Source organism: Allobosea sp. 10L422 (assembly GCF_056395345.1).
Genome location: NZ_JBFTJI010000006.1, coordinates 38,336 through 55,433 on the forward strand (window position 1 = coordinate 38,336; position 17,098 = coordinate 55,433).

Genomic DNA, 17,098 nt, shown 5'->3' on the forward strand with positions numbered 1-17,098 from the left:
TGATTCCGGCGCTAGAACAGGCTGCCTTGCCCGTCATCCGTGGGAGGCCGGGTCGCCTTGCGCGCATGGCGCTTGGGCTCTTCGGGAGTCTCCCGATGGGGCGGATCGCCCAGAGGCAGCTGCACTTCCGGCCCGTCATTGGCGACCTTGTTGACGGTGTTGCCGATGGCGACGGCCTCCAGCATCTCGTCCGGTGGCGGCTTGAGCAGACGCCCGGTCTGCTCGGCCGTGGCCTGCGGATCGAGCCACGCATTGTAGTCGCGCCGATCGAGAATGATCGGGCAGCGGTGGTGGATCGCGGCCATCAGCCCGTTCGCCGGCCCCGTCATCATCGCGACCGTGTCGATCTCCGAACCATCCGGCGAATGCCAGGTCTCCCACAGCGCGGCGAAGGCGAAGAGGCCGCGATCCGGCCAGGAATGGCTCGCTCTGCGCCTGCCGGCCGGTGCCGCTGCGCCGCCATTCATAGAAGGCATCGGCTGGCAGCAGGCAGCGCCGGCGTGTCAGCGCGTTGCGAAAGGACGGCTTTTCGGCCGCGCTCTCGCTGCGCACGTTGATGACCAGCGGAAAGTCCTTCGCGTCCCGCACCCAGCTGGGAATGAAGCCCCAGCGCATCAGCAGGAAGCGCGGCGTTCCATCGTGCAGGAGGACGGCCGGCACCGGCTGTGTCGGCGCGATGTTGTAGCGCGGCGGGAAATTCGGCTGCTCGCGATAGCCGAAGGCCTCGCGCATCGCTACAGGGGGGAGGGTAATCGCATAGCGTCCGCACATGGCGGCTGTTTAGGTCGAGACGAGGCGGTCAGATCAACACTTTCTTTCCGGTTGGCCAAACATAGTCGCGCCGATTCCGGGGCGGATGATGAGTGCCATCGCGACGAATGTGCTGGCTGTGGCGCCGGCGGGACTGGCTGGAAGCGTCGACGCTCCCCGTCTCTCGACCGATTTTCTGAACCGCTACAGCGAGGCCCTGATGCTGATCGAGATGGCCGGCATGGACGAGAGTCTCGTCGCCGATCTTCAGGCCTGGCAGAGCGTCGGCTATCGCGAGCATTTCCGAAATTCGCCGCTGCGTTGTGCGGCTTCGGCGCTGGCGGCCTATGACAGGATCGAGCCCGCCCGCGCGGTCGCCTTCGAGGATGTCTGCCGATCAATGACCCGGCTGGTGCGGACTGTGACCGCGCTGCTTGTCGAGACGCCGCAGCCGAAGGAACTGCCGGTGATCGTCGAGGTCGCGAGCGATGCCCTGCGCCGGCAGATCGCCCGCGCCACGCAGTTTATCAACGCCAATGGCGCGATCGACATCGCCGTTTTCGAGGATGCGGTCTTGCAGGCGCAGATCGATGCGCTGATCGCGCGCTGATCAGGCTTGCCGCCGCGCCCCGACGAGAAATTCCCGGTTGCCGTCGCCACCCTCGATCGGGGAGGGGATCGGCCCATCGACCGTGAAGCCGAGCGCCTGCAATTCCGCGACGATCTCGTCGCAGACCTGACGCTGGATCGCCTCGTCCCGGACGATGCCCTTCTTGAGGGCGGCCCGGCCGGCCTCGAACTGGGGCTTGATCAGCGCGGCTATGCCGGCAGCCGGCGCGAGCAGCGCCGCCACCGCGGGCAGTACGAGCTTGAGCGAGATGAAGCTGACGTCGATGGCTGCGAAGGATGGCGGTTCCGGCAGGGCCTCCGGGGCCAATGTGCGGATGTCCTGACCTTCGAAGCTGGTGACGCGCGGATCGGCGCGCAGCGAGGCATGGAGCTGATCGCGCCCGACATCGACGGCGACGACATGGCGGGCGCCGCGCTTCAGCAGCAGGTCGGTGAAGCCGCCGGTCGAGGAGCCGACATCGAGGCAGGTCAACCCCTGCGGGTCGAAACCGAAGGAGTCGAGGGCGCCTTCCAGCTTGAGGCCGCCACGCGATACGTAAGGGTGAGGCGCTTCGGCGGTCAGTTCGGCGTCATCAGCCACCATTTCCGAGGCCTTGCGTACCGGCCGGCCGGCGACGCTGACGAGCCCGGCGGCAATGGCGGCCTGAGCCCGCGCCCGGCTCTCGAAGAAGCCGCGCTCGACAAGCAGTTGGTCCGCGCGGCTTTTCATCGTGCTTCGCCCGCATCGGCAAGCCTTTGCCTCCAGCCCTCATCCTGAGGAGCCATTTCGTCAGAAATGGCGTCTCGAAGGATGCTCCGGATATCTCCGGAACCTCCTGGAGCATCCTTCGAGACGCGATCCGTTGGATCGCTCCTCAGGATGAGGGCTGAGGATGTCGGCATCGCTGACATGGCTTTTGGCGCCGGATCAGGCGCGCTTGACGACGCTGGGCGCCCCGAGCGCCCCCTCGACGGCGGCGACGATGCCTGCGGCGTCGAGCCCGGCGGCGGCATACATCGCGTCGGGCTTGTCGTGGTCCTGGTAGACGTCCGGCAGCGTCAGCGTCCGGACCTTCAACCCGGCATCGAGCGCGCCGCTGCGCGCCAGTAGGTGCAGCACATGGCTGCCGAAGCCGCCGACCGCGCCCTCTTCGATCGTGACCAGGATCTCGTGCTCGCGGGCGAGCTTGAGGATCAGCGCCTCGTCGAGCGGCTTGGCGAAGCGCGCATCCGCGACCGTGGTCGAAAGCCCGCGCTGCGCCAGCAGGTCGGCCGCCTTGAGCGCTTCTGCGAGACGCGTGCCGAGCGAAAGCAGCGCGACGCGGGTGCCTTCCCGGACGATGCGGCCTTTTCCGATTTCCAAGGGCACGCCGACATCGGGAATCTCGACGCCGACGCCTTCGCCGCGCGGATAGCGGAAGGCGATCGGCCCTTCGTCATAGGCGGCGGCGGTCGCAACCATATGGGTCAGCTCGGCTTCGTCGGCCGCCGCCATCACCACCATGTCGGGCAGGCAGGCGAGATAGGCAATGTCGAAGGAGCCGGCATGGGTGGCGCCGTCGGCGCCGACGAGCCCGGCCCGGTCGAGCGCGAAGCGGACGGGGAGCTTCTGCAGCGCCACGTCATGGACGATCTGGTCGTAGGCGCGCTGCATGAAGGTCGAGTAGATCGCGACGAAGGGCTTGTAGCCCTCGGTGGCAAGACCGGCCGCGAAGGTCACCGCATGCTGCTCGGCGATGCCGACATCGAAGGTGCGGGCGGGGAACTCCTTGCCGAAGGCGTCGAGCCCGGTGCCCGACGGCATGGCGGCGGTGACGGCGACGACCTTGTCGTCCTCCCGCGCTTCCTTGATCAGCGCGTTGGCGAAGACGGCGGTGTAGCTCGGCGCATTGGCCGGCGCCTTGGCCTGCAGGCCCGTCACCGGATCGAACTTGACGACGGCGTGGTATTTGTCGGCGGTCGCCTCGGCCGGGGCATAGCCCTTGCCCTTCTGCGTCACGACATGGACGAGGATAGGCCCGTTCCCGGCGTCGCGAACATTGCGCAGCACCGGCAGCAGATGGTCGAGATTGTGCCCGTCGATCGGCCCGACATAGTAGAAGCCGAGTTCCTCGAACATCGTCCCGCCGGTCCAGAAACCGCGGGCATATTCCTCGGTGCGCTTCGCCTTGTCGTGGAAGAAGCGCGGCAATCTCTCGGCGAGCTGCTTGGCGACCTCGCGCAGCGAACGATAGGTGCGGCCTGAGACCAGCCGCGCCAGATAGGCCGACATCGCGCCGACCGGCGGGGCGATCGACATGTCGTTGTCGTTGAGGATGACGATCAGGCGCGAGCCGAGCGCGCCGGCATTGTTCATCGCCTCATAGGCCATGCCGGCCGACATCGCGCCGTCGCCGATCACGGCGACGACGTTGTTGCGCTCGCCCTTGAGATCGCGCCCGACTGCCATGCCGAGACCGGCCGAGATCGAGGTCGAGGAATGGGCGGCGCCGAAGGGGTCGTACGCGCTCTCGGCGCGTTTGGTGAAGCCGGAGAGGCCGCCCGGCTGGCGCAGCGTGCGGATGCGGTCGCGGCGGCCGGTGAGGATCTTGTGGGGATAGGCCTGATGGCCGACATCCCAGATCAGCTTGTCGCGCGGCGTGTCGAAGACATGGTGCAGCGCCACCGTGAGTTCGACCACGCCGAGGCCCGCGCCGAGATGTCCGCCGGTGACGGAGACGGCGTCGATCGTCTCCAGCCGCAGCTCGTCCGCCACCTGCCGAAGCTCGGCATCGTCGAGTTCTCGCAGATCGGCGGGGTCGTGGATGGTGTCGAGCAGAGGAGTCGCAGGGCGTGGCACGAGGCTGTCCGGGCTCGTAGGAATGGTTCTGTCCTGAAATAGTGCCTGCGCGCCGCGCTGGCAAACCGCGGGTGAGATCGGCCCCCGGCATTGGCAGGCGCCCTGTCTTCCCACGAAACGGGTGGTTCCCACGCCGGCAAGGCTTTTCAGTGTCCTTATGACGACTTCTGAGGACATCAGGCAATGAACCCGAGCGATAATCCTCCCCTGCCGGCGGCATTCAGGCGCATCGGCTGGTCCAATCTCTCCGCCCAGTTCTCGGAGCAGATCGCGCTCGCCGCCGCACCCTTGGCCGCGGTTCTCCTGCTCTCGGCCGGGCCGGCTGAAACCGGCTGGCTGCAGACGGCGCAGACCTTGCCATTTCTCCTGCTTTCCATCCCCGCAGGCCTGATGGTCGATCGTGCCTCGCGGCGCCGGCTCATGGTCGGCACGGAAGCGCTGCGGGCGCTTTCGCTTCTGGCGATTCTGCTGCTTCTTGCTTCGGGCGGCCTCAGCCTGGCATGGCTTGCCGCGCTCGGAGCGCTCGGCGCTGTCGGCACGGTCTGCTACAGCGTGGCGGCACCGGCCTTCGTTCCGTCCGTGGTGCCGCGCGCGCAGCTCGCGGACGCCAATCGCTTGCTGGAGCTGGCGCGCAGCGCCGCCTATGCCGGAGGGCCGGCGCTCGGCGGGGCGCTCGTCGGCTGGCTCGGTGCCTCGACGGCCTATGGTCTGGCCGCAGGGCTTTCCATCCTCGCTGCGCTCCTGCTCGCCGGACTCCCGCAGGACGAGCCTCCGTCCAGCCCGCGGCGCGATCTGCTCGATGATCTGAAGGAGGGCGCCCGTTTCGTGGCCGGGCACGATCTGCTCAGGCCGATCCTGATGACAGCGGTCTTCTTCAACGTCTCCTGGTTCGTCTTCCAGGCGGTCTATGTCGCATACGCAGTCCAGAATCTCGGTCTCGGTGCGACCGAGGTCGGCGTCACGCTCGGCATCTACGGTGCGGGCATGATCGTCGGCGCCGTTCTCGCGCCCCATATCGCACGGCAGGTCTCGTTCGGAACGCTGATTTTGCTCGGGCCGCTCGCCGGCTTCTGCGCCGCGGGCGTGATGCTCGCGACGCTCTGGATACCGTCCGTCCATCTGGTCGGCATGAGCTTCTTCCTGTTCGGCGTCGGGCCGATCATCTGGACGATCTCCACGATGACATTGCGGCAGGCGGTTACCCCCAATGCGATGCTCGGCCGGGTCTCCGCCTTGATCATGACGGCGACTTTCGGCGCGAGGCCGCTGGGCGCGGCGATCGGCGCATCCGTGGCGGCGCATCTCGGCATCGCCGCGTGCCTGGGGCTCGCGACGGCGGGCTTCCTGGTTCAGCTCCTCGTGATCGCTTTTTCACAGGTGCCGAGGCTGCGCGATCTGTCCGAGATTGCCTGAAGCGGCGGCGGCAATCCGCCGACTGTTTCAGCCCTCGGGCAACGGAATGAACTCCTTGTCGTCACCGGGGACGGTGTCGAAGCGGCCGGTCTTCCATTCCTGCTTGGCCTGCTCGATGCGCTCCTTCGAGGACGAGACGAAGTTCCACCAGATGTAGCGCTGCCCGTCCATGGGCTCGCCGCCGACGAGCATCAGGCGGCTCTGGTCGACTGCGAGGATCGAGATGCGGTCGCCCGGCTTGAAGACGAGGAGCTGGCCGGCGCCGAATTCCTCGCCAGCGATGTCGATCTTGCCCGAGACGATATAGACCGCGCGCTCGTCGTAATCGGGGTCGAGCGGCAGGATCGAGCCGGGCGAGAGCACGGCTTCGGCATAGAGCGCTTCCCAGGGGAACTGCACCGGCGAGGTCTGGCCATAGGCCGAGCCCATGATCAGGCTGATGCGCTTTCCGCCTTCGACGATGCGCGGCAGTTCGGGCGCGCCGTGATGCACGAATTGCGGCGCGATCTCCTCATGCGTCCTGGGAAGCGCGAGCCAGGCCTGGATGCCGTAGAGCTTCGGCCCGGTGGCGCGCGCCTCCAGCCCCGTGCGCTCGGAATGGACGATGCCGCGCCCGGCCGTCATCAGGTTGACCGCGCCCGGCTTGATCGCCAGCGCCGTGCCGAGCGAGTCGCGATGCATGATCTCGCCATCGAAGAGATAGGTGACGGTGGAAAGGCCGATATGCGGATGCGGGCGGACGTCGAGCCCCTCGCCGAGATGGAACTCGGCCGGCCCCATCTGGTCGAAGAAGATGAAGGGTCCGACCATGCGCTGGCCGATCGCCGGCAGGGCGCGGCGGACCTGGAATCCGCCCAGATCATGCGTACGCGGCACGATCACCTTCTCGATCGCCTCGCAGGAGCGGGCGTCGCCCAGAATCGGGTCGTCGGCGGGCAGTTGCGACATGGCGGCCTCCTTGGTTGGGACGGAGCGTGATCCCGATCGCGCCCGCGGGCAAGCCGGCCGGCTGCAACCGGCTCCTGGCAGGAGCGCAATCTCAAGGCCCCGCTGGATCGCCGCGCGGCCTACCGGACGCGCAGTGCCGATCTGGTCTTTAGTTCAAGCATCGGAGTTTTCCGAAAAGTGGATTCCACTTTTCGGTCTGAGACTTTATCGGGGGGCGGCAGCCGTTCCGGCTCAGCTGTCGACGTCGAGCGGGGTCGTGCCGGTCGGCTTGCCGTCGGCGCTCAGCGTAATCCGCTCGATGCGGGCTTCCGCGTGCTTCAGCAACGCATCGCAGCGTGCCTTCAGCGCCTCGCCGCGCGTATAGATGGCGATCGATTCCTCGAGCGGCACGTCGCCGCGCTCCAGCCGCGCGACGATGCCTTCGAGCTCCTTCATCGCCGCCTCGAAGGGCAAGGTGGCGACATCGGCATTCGGGTTGTCTTGAGACTTGCTGTCTTGGCTCACGGACCGATTCCTCTTTGCCGTCAGCTTATCGGCCGGACCGCGCCCGGCCGCAACCCGCCTGAATTCGCTCAGCCCTCGTCCTGAGGAGCCGCGAAGCGGCGTCTCGAAGGATGAGGGCTCGGAAGTTCGCTGTCTCGCCTCAGACCGGCAGCGCCGAGGTCTTCTTGATGGTGCGCAGCGTCAGTGTCGACTGGACGCGGGTGACGCCCGGCAATTGCGTGATGATGTCGGTGTGGATGCGCTCGAAATCGGCGCTGTCGCGGTAGATCACGCGCATCAGATAATCATGCGCGCCGGCGAGCAGATGGCATTCGAGGATCTCGGGCAGGCTCTGGACCGCCTGCTCGAAGCTCTCCAGCGAAGCCCGGCCCTGCTGGTCGAGCGTGACGAAGACGAAGGCCGTGCCGGGAAAGCCCGCGATCTTGTCGTCGAGCATCATCGCATAGCCGCGGATAAGGCCGCTTTCCTCGAGCTGCCGCACGCGCCGCAGGCAGGCCGAGGGCGATAGATGCACCTTCTCGGCGAGGTCGGAGTTCGTGATGCGGCCGTCCTGCTGGAGAAGTCGCAGGATGGCGCGGTCGCGCGAGTCGAGCTCGATCATCATGGTCACGGCGGAAACCTCCCGCGCGATGCATCGTCGCAAAATTGGTCCGATGCAAGCAATCTTCTGCGCCGATCTTGGGCAGATGCGCTTACATCCGCAGCTTCTTGGCTTGACCTCGCAGGAAAATGCGCCGCTGCGTCGGCCGATTCAGGCCAGACCGCCGCGCGTCTCATCGGACGCGATAACGGTGATCTATGTCCTTGTTATCGCGCCGGATCCTTCCGAAAGACGGACGCTGCTTCTCGGTCCGATGCTACAGGGGCATGGCGAAGGGCGTGCCTTCGAAGGCGTCGGCGCCGCGCCCGATTCGTCCGATCGCGCGGATCATCCGGCCGCGGCGGCCAAGCGCCGTATCGGCAAGGGCGACGAGCCGGGCATTGGGCGTCGCGGAGGGAGCGGCGATCCGTAGCGCGTCGGCGGCCTCCTCCTCGTCGCGGCCGGGATCGAGCGCGCAGGCGGCGATGTAGGCGGCGGCTGTCGAGCGGCTGATGCCGGCCCAGCAATGAACCACCATGGGCGCCTCGCGGTCCCATCCGTGGAGGAAGGCGATGAGGCGCTCGATATGGTCCTGCCCCGCGAGCACATGGCCTTCCAGCGGCGTGGCGATATCGGACATGCCCAGGAAGAGATGGCGATCCGCATCGATGCCGGCCGGTCGCTCGACCACGGTGCCGACATTGATCAGCGTCACCAGATGGCGGGCGCGGACGGCCGCGACGGTCTCGCCCAGTCTGGACAGCGGGGAAACGTGAAGGCTCGGCAAGGGGCGGCTCCGGGTGTCTCGGGGCGAAACCAGTGGGGCAGACGCTATCGCATCGGACCGAAAAATGGAATCCACTTTTCGAAAAATCCGATGCGATAACAAATAGATAGATCGCCGTTATCGCGTCCTGTCGGACGCGCGGCGATCCAGCATGATCGACAGTGCCGACGTCTCCATGACATGGAAGCTGCGATCCATCGACCCGCCACGGCGAAACGTCCCATGAATCTCTGGCTCCGGCTGATCTGGCTCCTGCTGACGACGCGCTTCCGGCCGCGGCTCGACCTGCCGGGCGAGGCTTCCGTCCTGCCTTTCCGCGTCTGGTTCCACGATCTCGACACCAGCCTGCACATGAACAATGGCCGCTACTGGTCGCTGATGGATCTCGGCCGGCTCGATCTGATGCTGCGCAGCGGGCTGTGGCGGGCGGTGCTGCGTCACCGCTGGCTGCCCGTCGTCAATGCCGGCACGATCCGCTTCCGCCGCGAGATGCGCCTGTTCCGCCCTTTCCGGCTGGAGACGAAGATCCTGTGCTGGAGCGACAACTGGCTGGTGATGCAGCACCGGATGCTGATGCGCGGCCGCGACGGCGGCGAGATCGTCGCGGCCGTCGCATTGGTCCGGGCGGCGCTCTACGACAAGGGCGCCCGGGCCTATGTGCCAGTCACCCGCCTGCTCGGCGAGATCGGCATCGGCGTGGAAAGCCCGGAGCCGAGCACCGAGGTCGCGGCCTTCCTCGCCTCGGAGGACGCCATGCGCAGCGCTGCTGCGAGCGAGCGCTGAGGAATTCTCTGGAATTCCAGCCCTCATCCTTCGAGACGCGCTCTTCGAGCGCTCCTTAGATCAGGGCTCGTCGGCTTTCAGGGCAGAACATTATTCCGCCGCCAGCCGTGTTGCGCGCCACTGCGCCAGCAGCGCGCGTAGCGCCGCTGGTTTCAGCGGCTTGTTGAGCAGATAGACGTCGAGCGCATTCGCCGCCTCGCGGACATGCGGCGTCCGGTCGGCGGTGAGCAGGATCGCCGGCATCGGGGTGCGCGCCCGCGCCCTGAGCGCGCTGATCGCGGTGAGCCCGTTGCCGTGGTCGAGGTGATAATCGGCGATCAGCACGTCGGCCTCGCCCTTGCCGCCGACATGCGGCAGGGCCTCCTCCAGGCTGGAGGCGGTGCGCACCTGGCAGCCCCAGCCTTCGAGCAGCCGCTTCATGCCGTCGAGAATGGCCGGCTCGTTGTCGATGACCAGCAGCCGCATTCCGGCGAGCTGTCCGGCCGGCGCCTGCCGCGGCGCGCTCCCCGTCGCCATGGCCGGCAGCGGCGCCGCGCGCGGCACCGCGACCGAGAAGCGCGTGCCGCGTCCCGGCGCCGAATCAAGCGTCAGCCCGTGGTCGAGGGCGCGTGCGATGCGCTGCACGATCGAGAGCCCGAGACCCAGGCCTCGCGCCACCTTGGCGCCTTGGTCGAGCCGCTGGAACTCCCGGAAAACGGTCTTCTGCTTGCTTTGCGGAATGCCGAGCCCGGTATCGATCACCTCGACCGCCACCTGATTGCCCCGGCGGCGGCAGCCGATCAGCACCTTGCCGTTCGGCGTGTATTTGATCGCGTTCGAGATCAGGTTCTGCAGGAGGCGGCGCAGCAGGCGCCGGTCCGAGCGCAGCGTCAGGCTGGTAGGCATGAAGACGAGCTTGAGGCCTTTTTCCTGAGCGCTCGGCTCGAATTCGCGCTGGAGCTGGCGCATCAGCTCGTCGAGCCGGAAAGAGGAGAGCTCGGGCCTCAGCGCTCCGCCGTCGAGCCGGGAGATCTCGAGCAGCGCGGTGAGGATCTCCTCGACCGCGTCGAGCGAGGCGTCGATGTTCTCGGCCAGATCCGGCTCCCCGGCGGTGCGGTCGCGCTCGACCAGCGATGTCGCATAGAGCCGCGCCGCGTTGAGCGGTTGCAGGATGTCGTGGCTGGCGGCGGCGAGAAAGCGCGTCTTGGACGCGTTGGCGGCTTCGGCTTCGGCCTTGGCGCGCTGCAGCTCGGCATTGACGTGCAGGAGCTCCTCGGTGCGCTCGGCGACGCGTTTCTCCAGGCGCTCATTGGCGCGTTCGAGCTCTTCCTCGCCGGCGACCGTCTCGGTGATGTCGGTATACGTCGTGACGAAGCCGCCATCCGGCAGCGCATTGGTGCGGACTTCGATGACCTTCTTGGAGGGATAGAGCTTGAGGCGCACCGGCTCGCGGTCCTTGACGAAGCTCTCCAGCCGCGCCGCCATCAGCTCGTCCTGCGCACCGTCGCCATAGGCGCCGCGCGCGGCGTTGAAGCGCACGATCTCGTCGAGCCCGGTGCCGAAGCGCACCAGCGAGGGCGGCAGGTCGTATAGCGCTACAAAGGCCTGGTTCCAGGCGACGATGCGCAGATCCCGGTCAAGCACCGTGATGCCCTGGCCGGCATGGTCGAGGCCGTGCTGCAGGATGTCGCGATTATATTGCAGGGCCGCCGAGGCGTCGTCGAGCAGCTTGAAGGCCGCTTCGGTCGAGAGATTGCGCCGTTTCAGCAGCAGCGAGAGCACGAGCCGCGACGAGGCCGCGCCGATGGCGGAGGAGAGCAGATGCTCGCCGAAGCGCAGCAGGTGGATATCGGCATGGCGATTGGGGTCCGGCATCTCGCCGCGGCTGGAATTGAAGCCCTCGAAGGCGCGTTCGGTGCGCTCGTGGCCGAGATAACGCGCGATGGTCGCCTGCAACTCGCCTTCGGTGACGCTGGTGCGCCAGAGCGAGAAGGACTGTGCCATCGTCGCGGGCTGGGATTCGACGAAGGCATTGGCCTGCAGCCGCTCCATCGCATTGGCGGGCCTGAGCAGCGAGAAACCGACATAGGCGAGGATGTTGAGGCCGAGGCTCCAGAACACGCCATGCGGCAGCGCCGGCCAGTCGAGCCCGAACAGCGCTTCCGGCCGCAGGGTTTCGGCGCCGAAGGGGCCGTTCGCGACGATGCTGCTCCACCAGCCGCCGGGTAGGGCGAGGCTCGGCATCAGCAAGGTGTAGGCCCAGACCATGGTGCCGATCGTCAACCCCGCCGCCGCGCCGAGCGCCGTGCCGCGCCGCCAGAACAGCCCGCCGAAGAAGGCCGGCGCGATCTGGGCGGTCGCCGCGAAGGAGAGCAGGCCGATCGAGACCAGCGCAGCCTCTCCGGAGGCGCGGTAATAGACATAGCCGAGCAGGATCACGAGAAAGATGCCGAGCCTGCGGATGACGACGACCTGCGAGCCGAGGTCGCCGCCCGTGCTGCCGTCGCTGCTGCCGTTGAAAAGCCGGCCGGAACGATTGGGGTCGCTCAGCGCGCGCCGCACGCGCAGCAGCACGGGCATCACGATGTGGTTGGAGATCATGATCGCGAGCGCGACGGAAGCGACGATCACCATCGCCGTCGCCGCGGATAGGCCGCCGACGAAGACGAAGAGCGCGATCACCCCCGCCTCGCTCTGCAAAGGCAGCAGCAGGACCGTCATGTCGCGATCGACGCCGCTTCCGGGCATCATGATCTCGCCGGCGGCCGCCAGCGGCAGCACGAACAGGTTGATCAGGACGAGGTAGAGCGGGAACATCCAGGCTGCGCGCCGCACGTCGCGCACGTCGCGGTTTTCCACGATGGTCATGTGGAACTGGCGCGCCAGCAGCAGCGCCGCACAGCTCGACAGCAGGGTCAGCGTCAGGAAGTTCGGCCAGCTCGACGTCCGCTCCCAGATCGGCAGCATGCCCTCGGCGGGTTTCGCGGCCTGGGCCAGCAGGTCGCCCGGCCCGCCGAACAGCCCGTAGACGACGAAAACGCCGAGGACGAGGAAGGCCACGAGCTTGATCAGCGATTCGACAGCGATCGCGAGAACGAGCCCGTCCTGGTGTTCGGTGGCGTCGATGTGGCGCGTGCCGAAGGCGCAGGCGAAGCTGGCGAGCACGATCGCGACGACGAATGGCAGGTCGCTCAGCAGCGGGACGCCCGGCATCAGCGCATGGCCGCCCGTCGCGGTGAGGAAGACCGAGAGCGAGTTGGCGACGGCCTTCAGCTGCAGGGCGATATAGGGCAGCGCGCCGATGACGGCGACGATGCAGACCAGCGCCGCGACCCGCTCGCTCTTGCCGTAGCGCGCGCCGACGAAGTCGGCGATCGAGGTGATGTTCTGGGATTTGGCGATGCTGACGATGCGCCCGACGAAGCGGTGGCCGAGGCCGATGACGAGGATTGGCCCGACATAGATGCCGAGGAAGTCGAAGCCGGCGCGATTGGCAAAGCCGACCGAGCCGTAGAAGGTCCAGGAGGTGCAGTAGACGCCGAGTGCGAGCGCATAGATCGTGGTGCGCGCCCGGCCGGAGATCAGCTTGCGGCCCGAGGTGTCGGCGATATGGGCCACGGCAAACAGGCCGCACAGATAGGCGAGCGCGACCAGAATCACGGACCAGGCGGGAATCATGTCGCGATCCCTGGCGTGCCGATGCGCGAACGAGGCCGGAGTCCGATCGCCATGAACTTCCGTTTCGAAATGAGCTGTCGCTTCGAGTTTTGTGACAGTTTATCGGACGTGCCCCGAGCCCGCCATAGGACAAAGGCGCAAGTCATCCCCAGCTCTTTGCTGCAAAAGCTCCGATGCGCCTGATTTTGCCGGGCATTCGGGCTTTTCCTGTTCCGCCGGGTTGGTCTAGCGTCCTGAAACCGGCTGACGGGGCAGTGTCGTCGACTAGAAGGGGTCCAGCATGCTGAAGGAATTCAAGGAATTCGCACTGAAAGGCAATGTCATCGACCTCGCCATCGGTGTGGTTATCGGCGCGTCCTTCGGCAGGATCGTCGATTCTCTCGTCCAGGACATCATCATGCCGTTCATCGGCGCGCTCGGCGGCGTCGACTTCTCGAACTACTTCTTCGGCCTCAACCGCGCCGTCACCTCGCCCGTTCTGGTGGACGCTAAGAAGCAGGGCGCGGTGCTGGCCTATGGCAACTTCGTCACCGTGGCGATCAACTTCCTGATCATCGCCTTCGTCCTCTTCCTCGTGGTCAAGGGCATCAACCAGCTCAAGCGCCGCGCGGAAGCAGCTACGCCGGCCCCGGCCGCGCCCGCCGCCGATGTCGCCCTGCTGACCGAGATCCGGGACCTGCTCAAACAGCAGAAGGGTGCCTGACGGTTTCGTCCCCGCGGCCGCGATTCATCACGGCCGCCGATCGACCTGATCTCGCGATTTCATGCCAGGCGGCGCCGCGATCGGCTAAAGCAGGACATCGAATGTCGCGAGGTCGATGCTGATGAACACCGCCACTTTGCCCGGTAGCACCCTGGTCGCGGAGCTCCGCCCGGAAGCCGTCAACGCGCCGGAAAGCGGCATCGTCGAGGTCATGAACTATGGCCGGCTGCGGCCGGGCCTGATTCCGCTGTGGGTCGGCGAGGGCGATCTGCCCACCCCGTCCTTCATCAGCGATGTGGCGGCGCGCTCGCTTGCGGCCGGCGAGACCTTCTACACCTGGCAGCGCGGTATTCCCGAGCTGCGCGAGGCGCTGGCGCGCTATCACGAGCGCCTCTACGGCCAGAGCTTCTCGCCTGAGCGGTTCTTCATCACCGGCTCGGGCATGCAGTCGGTCCAGATCGCGGTCCGCATGATCGCGGGGCCCGGCGACGAACTGATCATCCCGACCCCCGCCTGGCCGAATTTCGGCGCGGCGGTCAGCGTTGCCGGCGCGCGCACGGTCTGCGTCCCGATGGATTATGCGCAGGGCCGCTTCACGCTCGATCTCGACAAGCTCGCAGCTGCGATCACGCCGAAGACGCGCGGCATCCTGATCAATTCGCCCTCCAACCCGACCGGCTGGACCGCGACGCGGGCTGAGCAGGAAGCGCTGCTCGCGCTCTCGCGCAAGCACGGCATCTGGATCATCGCCGACGAGATCTATGGCCGCTTCGTCTTCGACGGTTCGGAACGCGCGCCCTCCTTCCACGACATCATGGGGCCGGAGGACCGCGTCGTCTTCGTTCAGACCTTCTCGAAGAACTGGGCGATGACGGGTTGGCGCATCGGCTGGATCGAGGCGCCGGAAGCCTTCGGCCAGGTCATCGAGAACCTGATCCAGTACTCGACCTCCGGCTCGCCGGTCTTCGTGCAGCGGGGCGCGGTCGCAGCGCTGGACAATGGCGAGAGCTTTGTCGCCGAGCAGATCGCGCGTGCCGCGGAAGGCCGGCGGATCATCTTCGAGGGCCTGAAGGCGACGAACCGCGTGACGCTCTCGGCGCCGGTCGGGGCGTTCTACCAGTTCTTCTCGGTCGATGGCCGCGACGATTCCCGCAAGCTGGCGCTCGAATTGGTCGACAAGGCCAATGTCGGCCTCGCTCCCGGCACGGCCTTCGGCCCCGGTGGCGAGACGGGTCTGCGCCTGTGCTTCGCCCGCAAGTCCTCCGATCTGGTCGAGGCGGTTGCCCGGCTGCAGAAGGCTCTGGCGACGATCTGAGCCGCCGCGCCCGCAGCGCAGGGCTGCCTTGCGCGCGGGCAAGCCGAGCGCGATTGACCGTTGCGGCGCCTGCCGCCATGAACGCTCCGGCGCGGCCCAATCTGCGCGCCCGGAGCTCAATGAAACCCTTCGGATACCCGACGAACCGGCTGACGATCCTCTGGCGGGAGGTTCTCGTCATTGCATTGGCCGCTGTGGGCGGCGGCCTGTTTGCGCTGCTCGGCATGCCGGCCGCCTGGCTCTCGGGCTCGATGGTGCTGAGCACGGCCGTGGCGCTGGTGCGCCCGCTTCCGACGCTGCGGCGGCCCTGGTTCGACGCGACGATGGTGCTGTCCGGCACCATTCTCGGCTCTTCGGCCACGCCTGAAGCGTTGGCCGCCGCCGCACGCTACCCTGCCTCGCTCGCGGTGCTCCTCGTCGGTGTCGCCGCGATCATGCTCGCGACCGGCGCCTATCTGCGCCATGTCGCGCGTTGGCCGTGGATTGACGCGCTGCTCGCCGCCGCGCCCGGCGCGCTCTCGACGGTGCTCGCCGTGGCCCAGGCCAAGGGCGCCAATATCGGACGCATCTCGGTGGTTCAGCTGTTCCGGTTGCTCGTCCTGGTCGCCTGTCTTCCCAGCCTCATGCAGGCGACCGGCATTTCTGCCGGAGCCCCCATTCCGGCTTCGGTCTCGATCAGCCCCGGCACCATGCTGGGCGTGACGATGGCAGGCCTGCTGCTCGGCCTCGGCCTCGACCGGCTTGGGCTTGCGGCGCCGCTGATGTTCGGCGCGACCTTCGCCAGCGCGGTCCTGCACGGCAGCGGCCTGATCGAGGGCACGCTGCCGCAGCCGGTCCAGATCGCCGTCCAGATCCTGCTGGGCTCGACCATGGGCGGGCGCATCGCCCATATCCCGCGCAAGGAGCTCAGGGGGCTGTTTCCGCTGGCGATCGGCGGCTTCGCCGTCTCGATCGGTGTCGCCTTCCTGTTCGCCTGGCCGGCGGCCTGGCTCGCCGGTACATCCTACGCCAGCGGCATGGTCGCTTTTGCGCCGGGAGGGCTGGAGGCGATGGCGATGCTGGCCTTCGCGATGGGGCTCGACACGCTTTATGTCGGTGCTCACCATCTCGTGCGCTTCGTCATCATCGGCCTTGCCATGCCGCTGGTGCTGATGCGGGTGAAGAGCGAGCCGCCACGCTGAGGCAGGTCGCGGCGGCTCAGCCGCCCGGCCGCGCCGCCCCGTTAGTGTGCGTCATCACCGAATAGAGCGAAGTCGTGCCGCAGATGAACAGGCGGTTGAGCTTTGGCCCGCCCCAGCAGACATTGGCGACGATCTCGGGGATCGCGACCTTGCCGATCAGCGTGCCATCAGGGTGGTAGATGTGCACGCCGTCGGCCGCGCTCGTCCAGATCCGGCCTTCGACGTCGGGGCGAAAGCCGTCGAACAGCCCGGCCGTGCAGGTGGCGAACACCTTGGAAGCGCCGAGCGTGCGGCCATCGCTCCCGATCGTAAAGCTGCGGATATGCCGCGGCCCGTTCTCGGGGTCGTGGCTGGCGCCGGTGTCGGCGATGTAGAGGATGCTCTCGTCCGGGGAGAAGGCGAGCCCGTTCGGCTTGACGAAATCATCGGAGACGATGGAGATCTCGCCGGTATTTCCGTCGATGCGGTAGACGTTGCAGGCGCCCATCTCGCTCGGTGACTTGTCGCCCTCGTAGTCGGTCAGGATGCCGTAATCGGGGTCGGTGAACCAGATCGAGCGGTCGGACTTCACCACCACATCGTTGGGTGAGTTCAGCCGCTTCCCGCCATAGTGGCTCGCCAGCACGGTGATCGAGCCGTCATGCTCGGTGCGCGTCACCTGCCGCCCGCCATGCTCGCAAGTTACGAGCCGACCCTGAGCGTCGACGGTGTTGCCGTTGGAGTTGCGCGCCGGCTGACGGAAGGTGCCGACATGGCCGGTAAGCGCATCGTAGCGTAGCATCCGGTTGTTCGGGATGTCCGACCAGACCAGCGAGTTGTGCGCCGGGAACCACGCCGGTCCCTCCGACCAGCGCGCGCCGGTCCACAGGCGCTCGACCCGGGCCGAGCCGGGGATGACGCGGTGGAACCGCGGATCGAGCACCGAGACCCCCGTGCCTTCGAGCACACCGAACATGTCATTCCTCCCTTGCTGCCGGATCGTCATTCTCGAGCGAAGCGAAGCGTAGACCCGAGAATCTCAGGCAGAGG

General features: G+C 67.2%; 14 protein-coding genes and 1 pseudogene. 6 read left to right on the plus strand and 9 right to left on the minus strand.

What is annotated here, in order from left to right; genetic code table 11:
- Positions 1–11: 11 nt before the first annotated feature.
- Positions 12–771, minus strand: a pseudogene (locus AC1DEZ_RS13625) (SOS response-associated peptidase).
- 85 nt (positions 772–856) lie between these two features.
- Between AC1DEZ_RS13625 and AC1DEZ_RS13630 the strand changes: the two are divergent.
- Positions 857–1,360, plus strand: coding sequence for a hypothetical protein (locus AC1DEZ_RS13630; protein ID WP_441511022.1), 504 nt, complete (start codon positions 857–859; stop codon positions 1,358–1,360).
- Here the strand turns inward: AC1DEZ_RS13630 and AC1DEZ_RS13635 are convergent, their stop codons facing one another.
- Positions 1,361–2,089 carry a TlyA family RNA methyltransferase gene (locus tag AC1DEZ_RS13635; RefSeq protein WP_441511023.1) on the minus strand — a complete coding sequence of 243 codons (729 nt, stop codon included), beginning with the start codon at positions 2,087–2,089 and terminating at the stop codon, positions 1,361–1,363. It lies immediately after the preceding gene.
- Positions 2,090–2,287: 198 nt separating this feature from the next.
- On the minus strand, positions 2,288–4,198 hold the full coding sequence (dxs, locus tag AC1DEZ_RS13640; RefSeq protein WP_441511024.1) for a 1-deoxy-D-xylulose-5-phosphate synthase: 1,911 nt from the start codon (positions 4,196–4,198) through the stop codon (positions 2,288–2,290).
- Between the two features lie 183 nt (positions 4,199–4,381).
- Between dxs and AC1DEZ_RS13645 the strand changes: the two genes are divergently transcribed.
- Positions 4,382–5,611, plus strand: a complete 1,230-nt coding sequence (locus tag AC1DEZ_RS13645; protein WP_441511025.1) for an MFS transporter — start codon at positions 4,382–4,384, stop codon at positions 5,609–5,611.
- 27 nt (positions 5,612–5,638) lie between these two features.
- Here AC1DEZ_RS13645 and AC1DEZ_RS13650 read toward each other — a convergent pair whose 3' ends face one another.
- The 4 genes from AC1DEZ_RS13650 to AC1DEZ_RS13665 all read right to left on the minus strand — a co-directional run bounded on the left by AC1DEZ_RS13650 (position 5,639) and on the right by AC1DEZ_RS13665 (position 8,430).
- Positions 5,639–6,559, minus strand: coding sequence for a pirin family protein (locus AC1DEZ_RS13650; protein WP_441511026.1), 921 nt, complete (start codon positions 6,557–6,559; stop codon positions 5,639–5,641).
- Between the two features lie 231 nt (positions 6,560–6,790).
- The gene (locus tag AC1DEZ_RS13655) at positions 6,791–7,063 is read right to left on the minus strand and encodes an exodeoxyribonuclease VII small subunit (protein ID WP_441511027.1); all 273 of its coding nucleotides are present in this window, start codon (positions 7,061–7,063) and stop codon (positions 6,791–6,793) included.
- Between the two features lie 139 nt (positions 7,064–7,202).
- The gene (locus AC1DEZ_RS13660) at positions 7,203–7,667 is read right to left on the minus strand and encodes an Lrp/AsnC family transcriptional regulator (protein ID WP_441468969.1); all 465 of its coding nucleotides are present in this window, start codon (positions 7,665–7,667) and stop codon (positions 7,203–7,205) included.
- 253 nt (positions 7,668–7,920) lie between these two features.
- Complete coding sequence (locus AC1DEZ_RS13665; protein WP_441511028.1) at positions 7,921–8,430, minus strand: tyrosine phosphatase family protein; 510 nt, start codon at positions 8,428–8,430, stop codon at positions 7,921–7,923.
- A gap of 222 nt (positions 8,431–8,652) precedes the next feature.
- Between AC1DEZ_RS13665 and AC1DEZ_RS13670 the strand changes: the two genes are divergently transcribed.
- Positions 8,653–9,213: a thioesterase family protein gene (locus tag AC1DEZ_RS13670; protein ID WP_441511029.1), complete on the plus strand. Its 561-nt coding sequence runs from the start codon at positions 8,653–8,655 to the stop codon at positions 9,211–9,213.
- Positions 9,214–9,303: 90 nt separating this feature from the next.
- On the opposite strand, the gene AC1DEZ_RS13675 is transcribed toward AC1DEZ_RS13670, so the two are convergent.
- Entirely contained in the window at positions 9,304–12,870 is a 3,567-nt protein-coding gene (locus tag AC1DEZ_RS13675) for a hybrid sensor histidine kinase/response regulator (protein WP_441511030.1), read from the minus strand.
- A 280-nt stretch (positions 12,871–13,150) separates the two neighbouring features.
- On the opposite strand from AC1DEZ_RS13675, the gene mscL reads away from it, so the two are divergent.
- From mscL to AC1DEZ_RS13690, 3 genes are all read left to right on the plus strand, one after another.
- The gene (gene mscL, locus AC1DEZ_RS13680; protein WP_441511031.1) at positions 13,151–13,573 is read left to right on the plus strand and encodes a large conductance mechanosensitive channel protein MscL; all 423 of its coding nucleotides are present in this window, start codon (positions 13,151–13,153) and stop codon (positions 13,571–13,573) included.
- A 121-nt stretch (positions 13,574–13,694) separates the two neighbouring features.
- Positions 13,695–14,888 (plus strand): pyridoxal phosphate-dependent aminotransferase, encoded by a 1,194-nt coding sequence (locus tag AC1DEZ_RS13685; protein ID WP_441511032.1) that lies wholly within the window; start codon positions 13,695–13,697, stop codon positions 14,886–14,888.
- A gap of 119 nt (positions 14,889–15,007) precedes the next feature.
- Positions 15,008–16,069 (plus strand): AbrB family transcriptional regulator, encoded by a 1,062-nt coding sequence (locus tag AC1DEZ_RS13690; protein WP_441511033.1) that lies wholly within the window; start codon positions 15,008–15,010, stop codon positions 16,067–16,069.
- A 16-nt stretch (positions 16,070–16,085) separates the two neighbouring features.
- On the opposite strand, the gene AC1DEZ_RS13695 is transcribed toward AC1DEZ_RS13690, so the two are convergent.
- Positions 16,086–17,024, minus strand: coding sequence for an SMP-30/gluconolactonase/LRE family protein (locus AC1DEZ_RS13695; protein ID WP_476779817.1), 939 nt, complete (start codon positions 17,022–17,024; stop codon positions 16,086–16,088).
- Positions 17,025–17,098 lie beyond the last annotated feature (74 nt).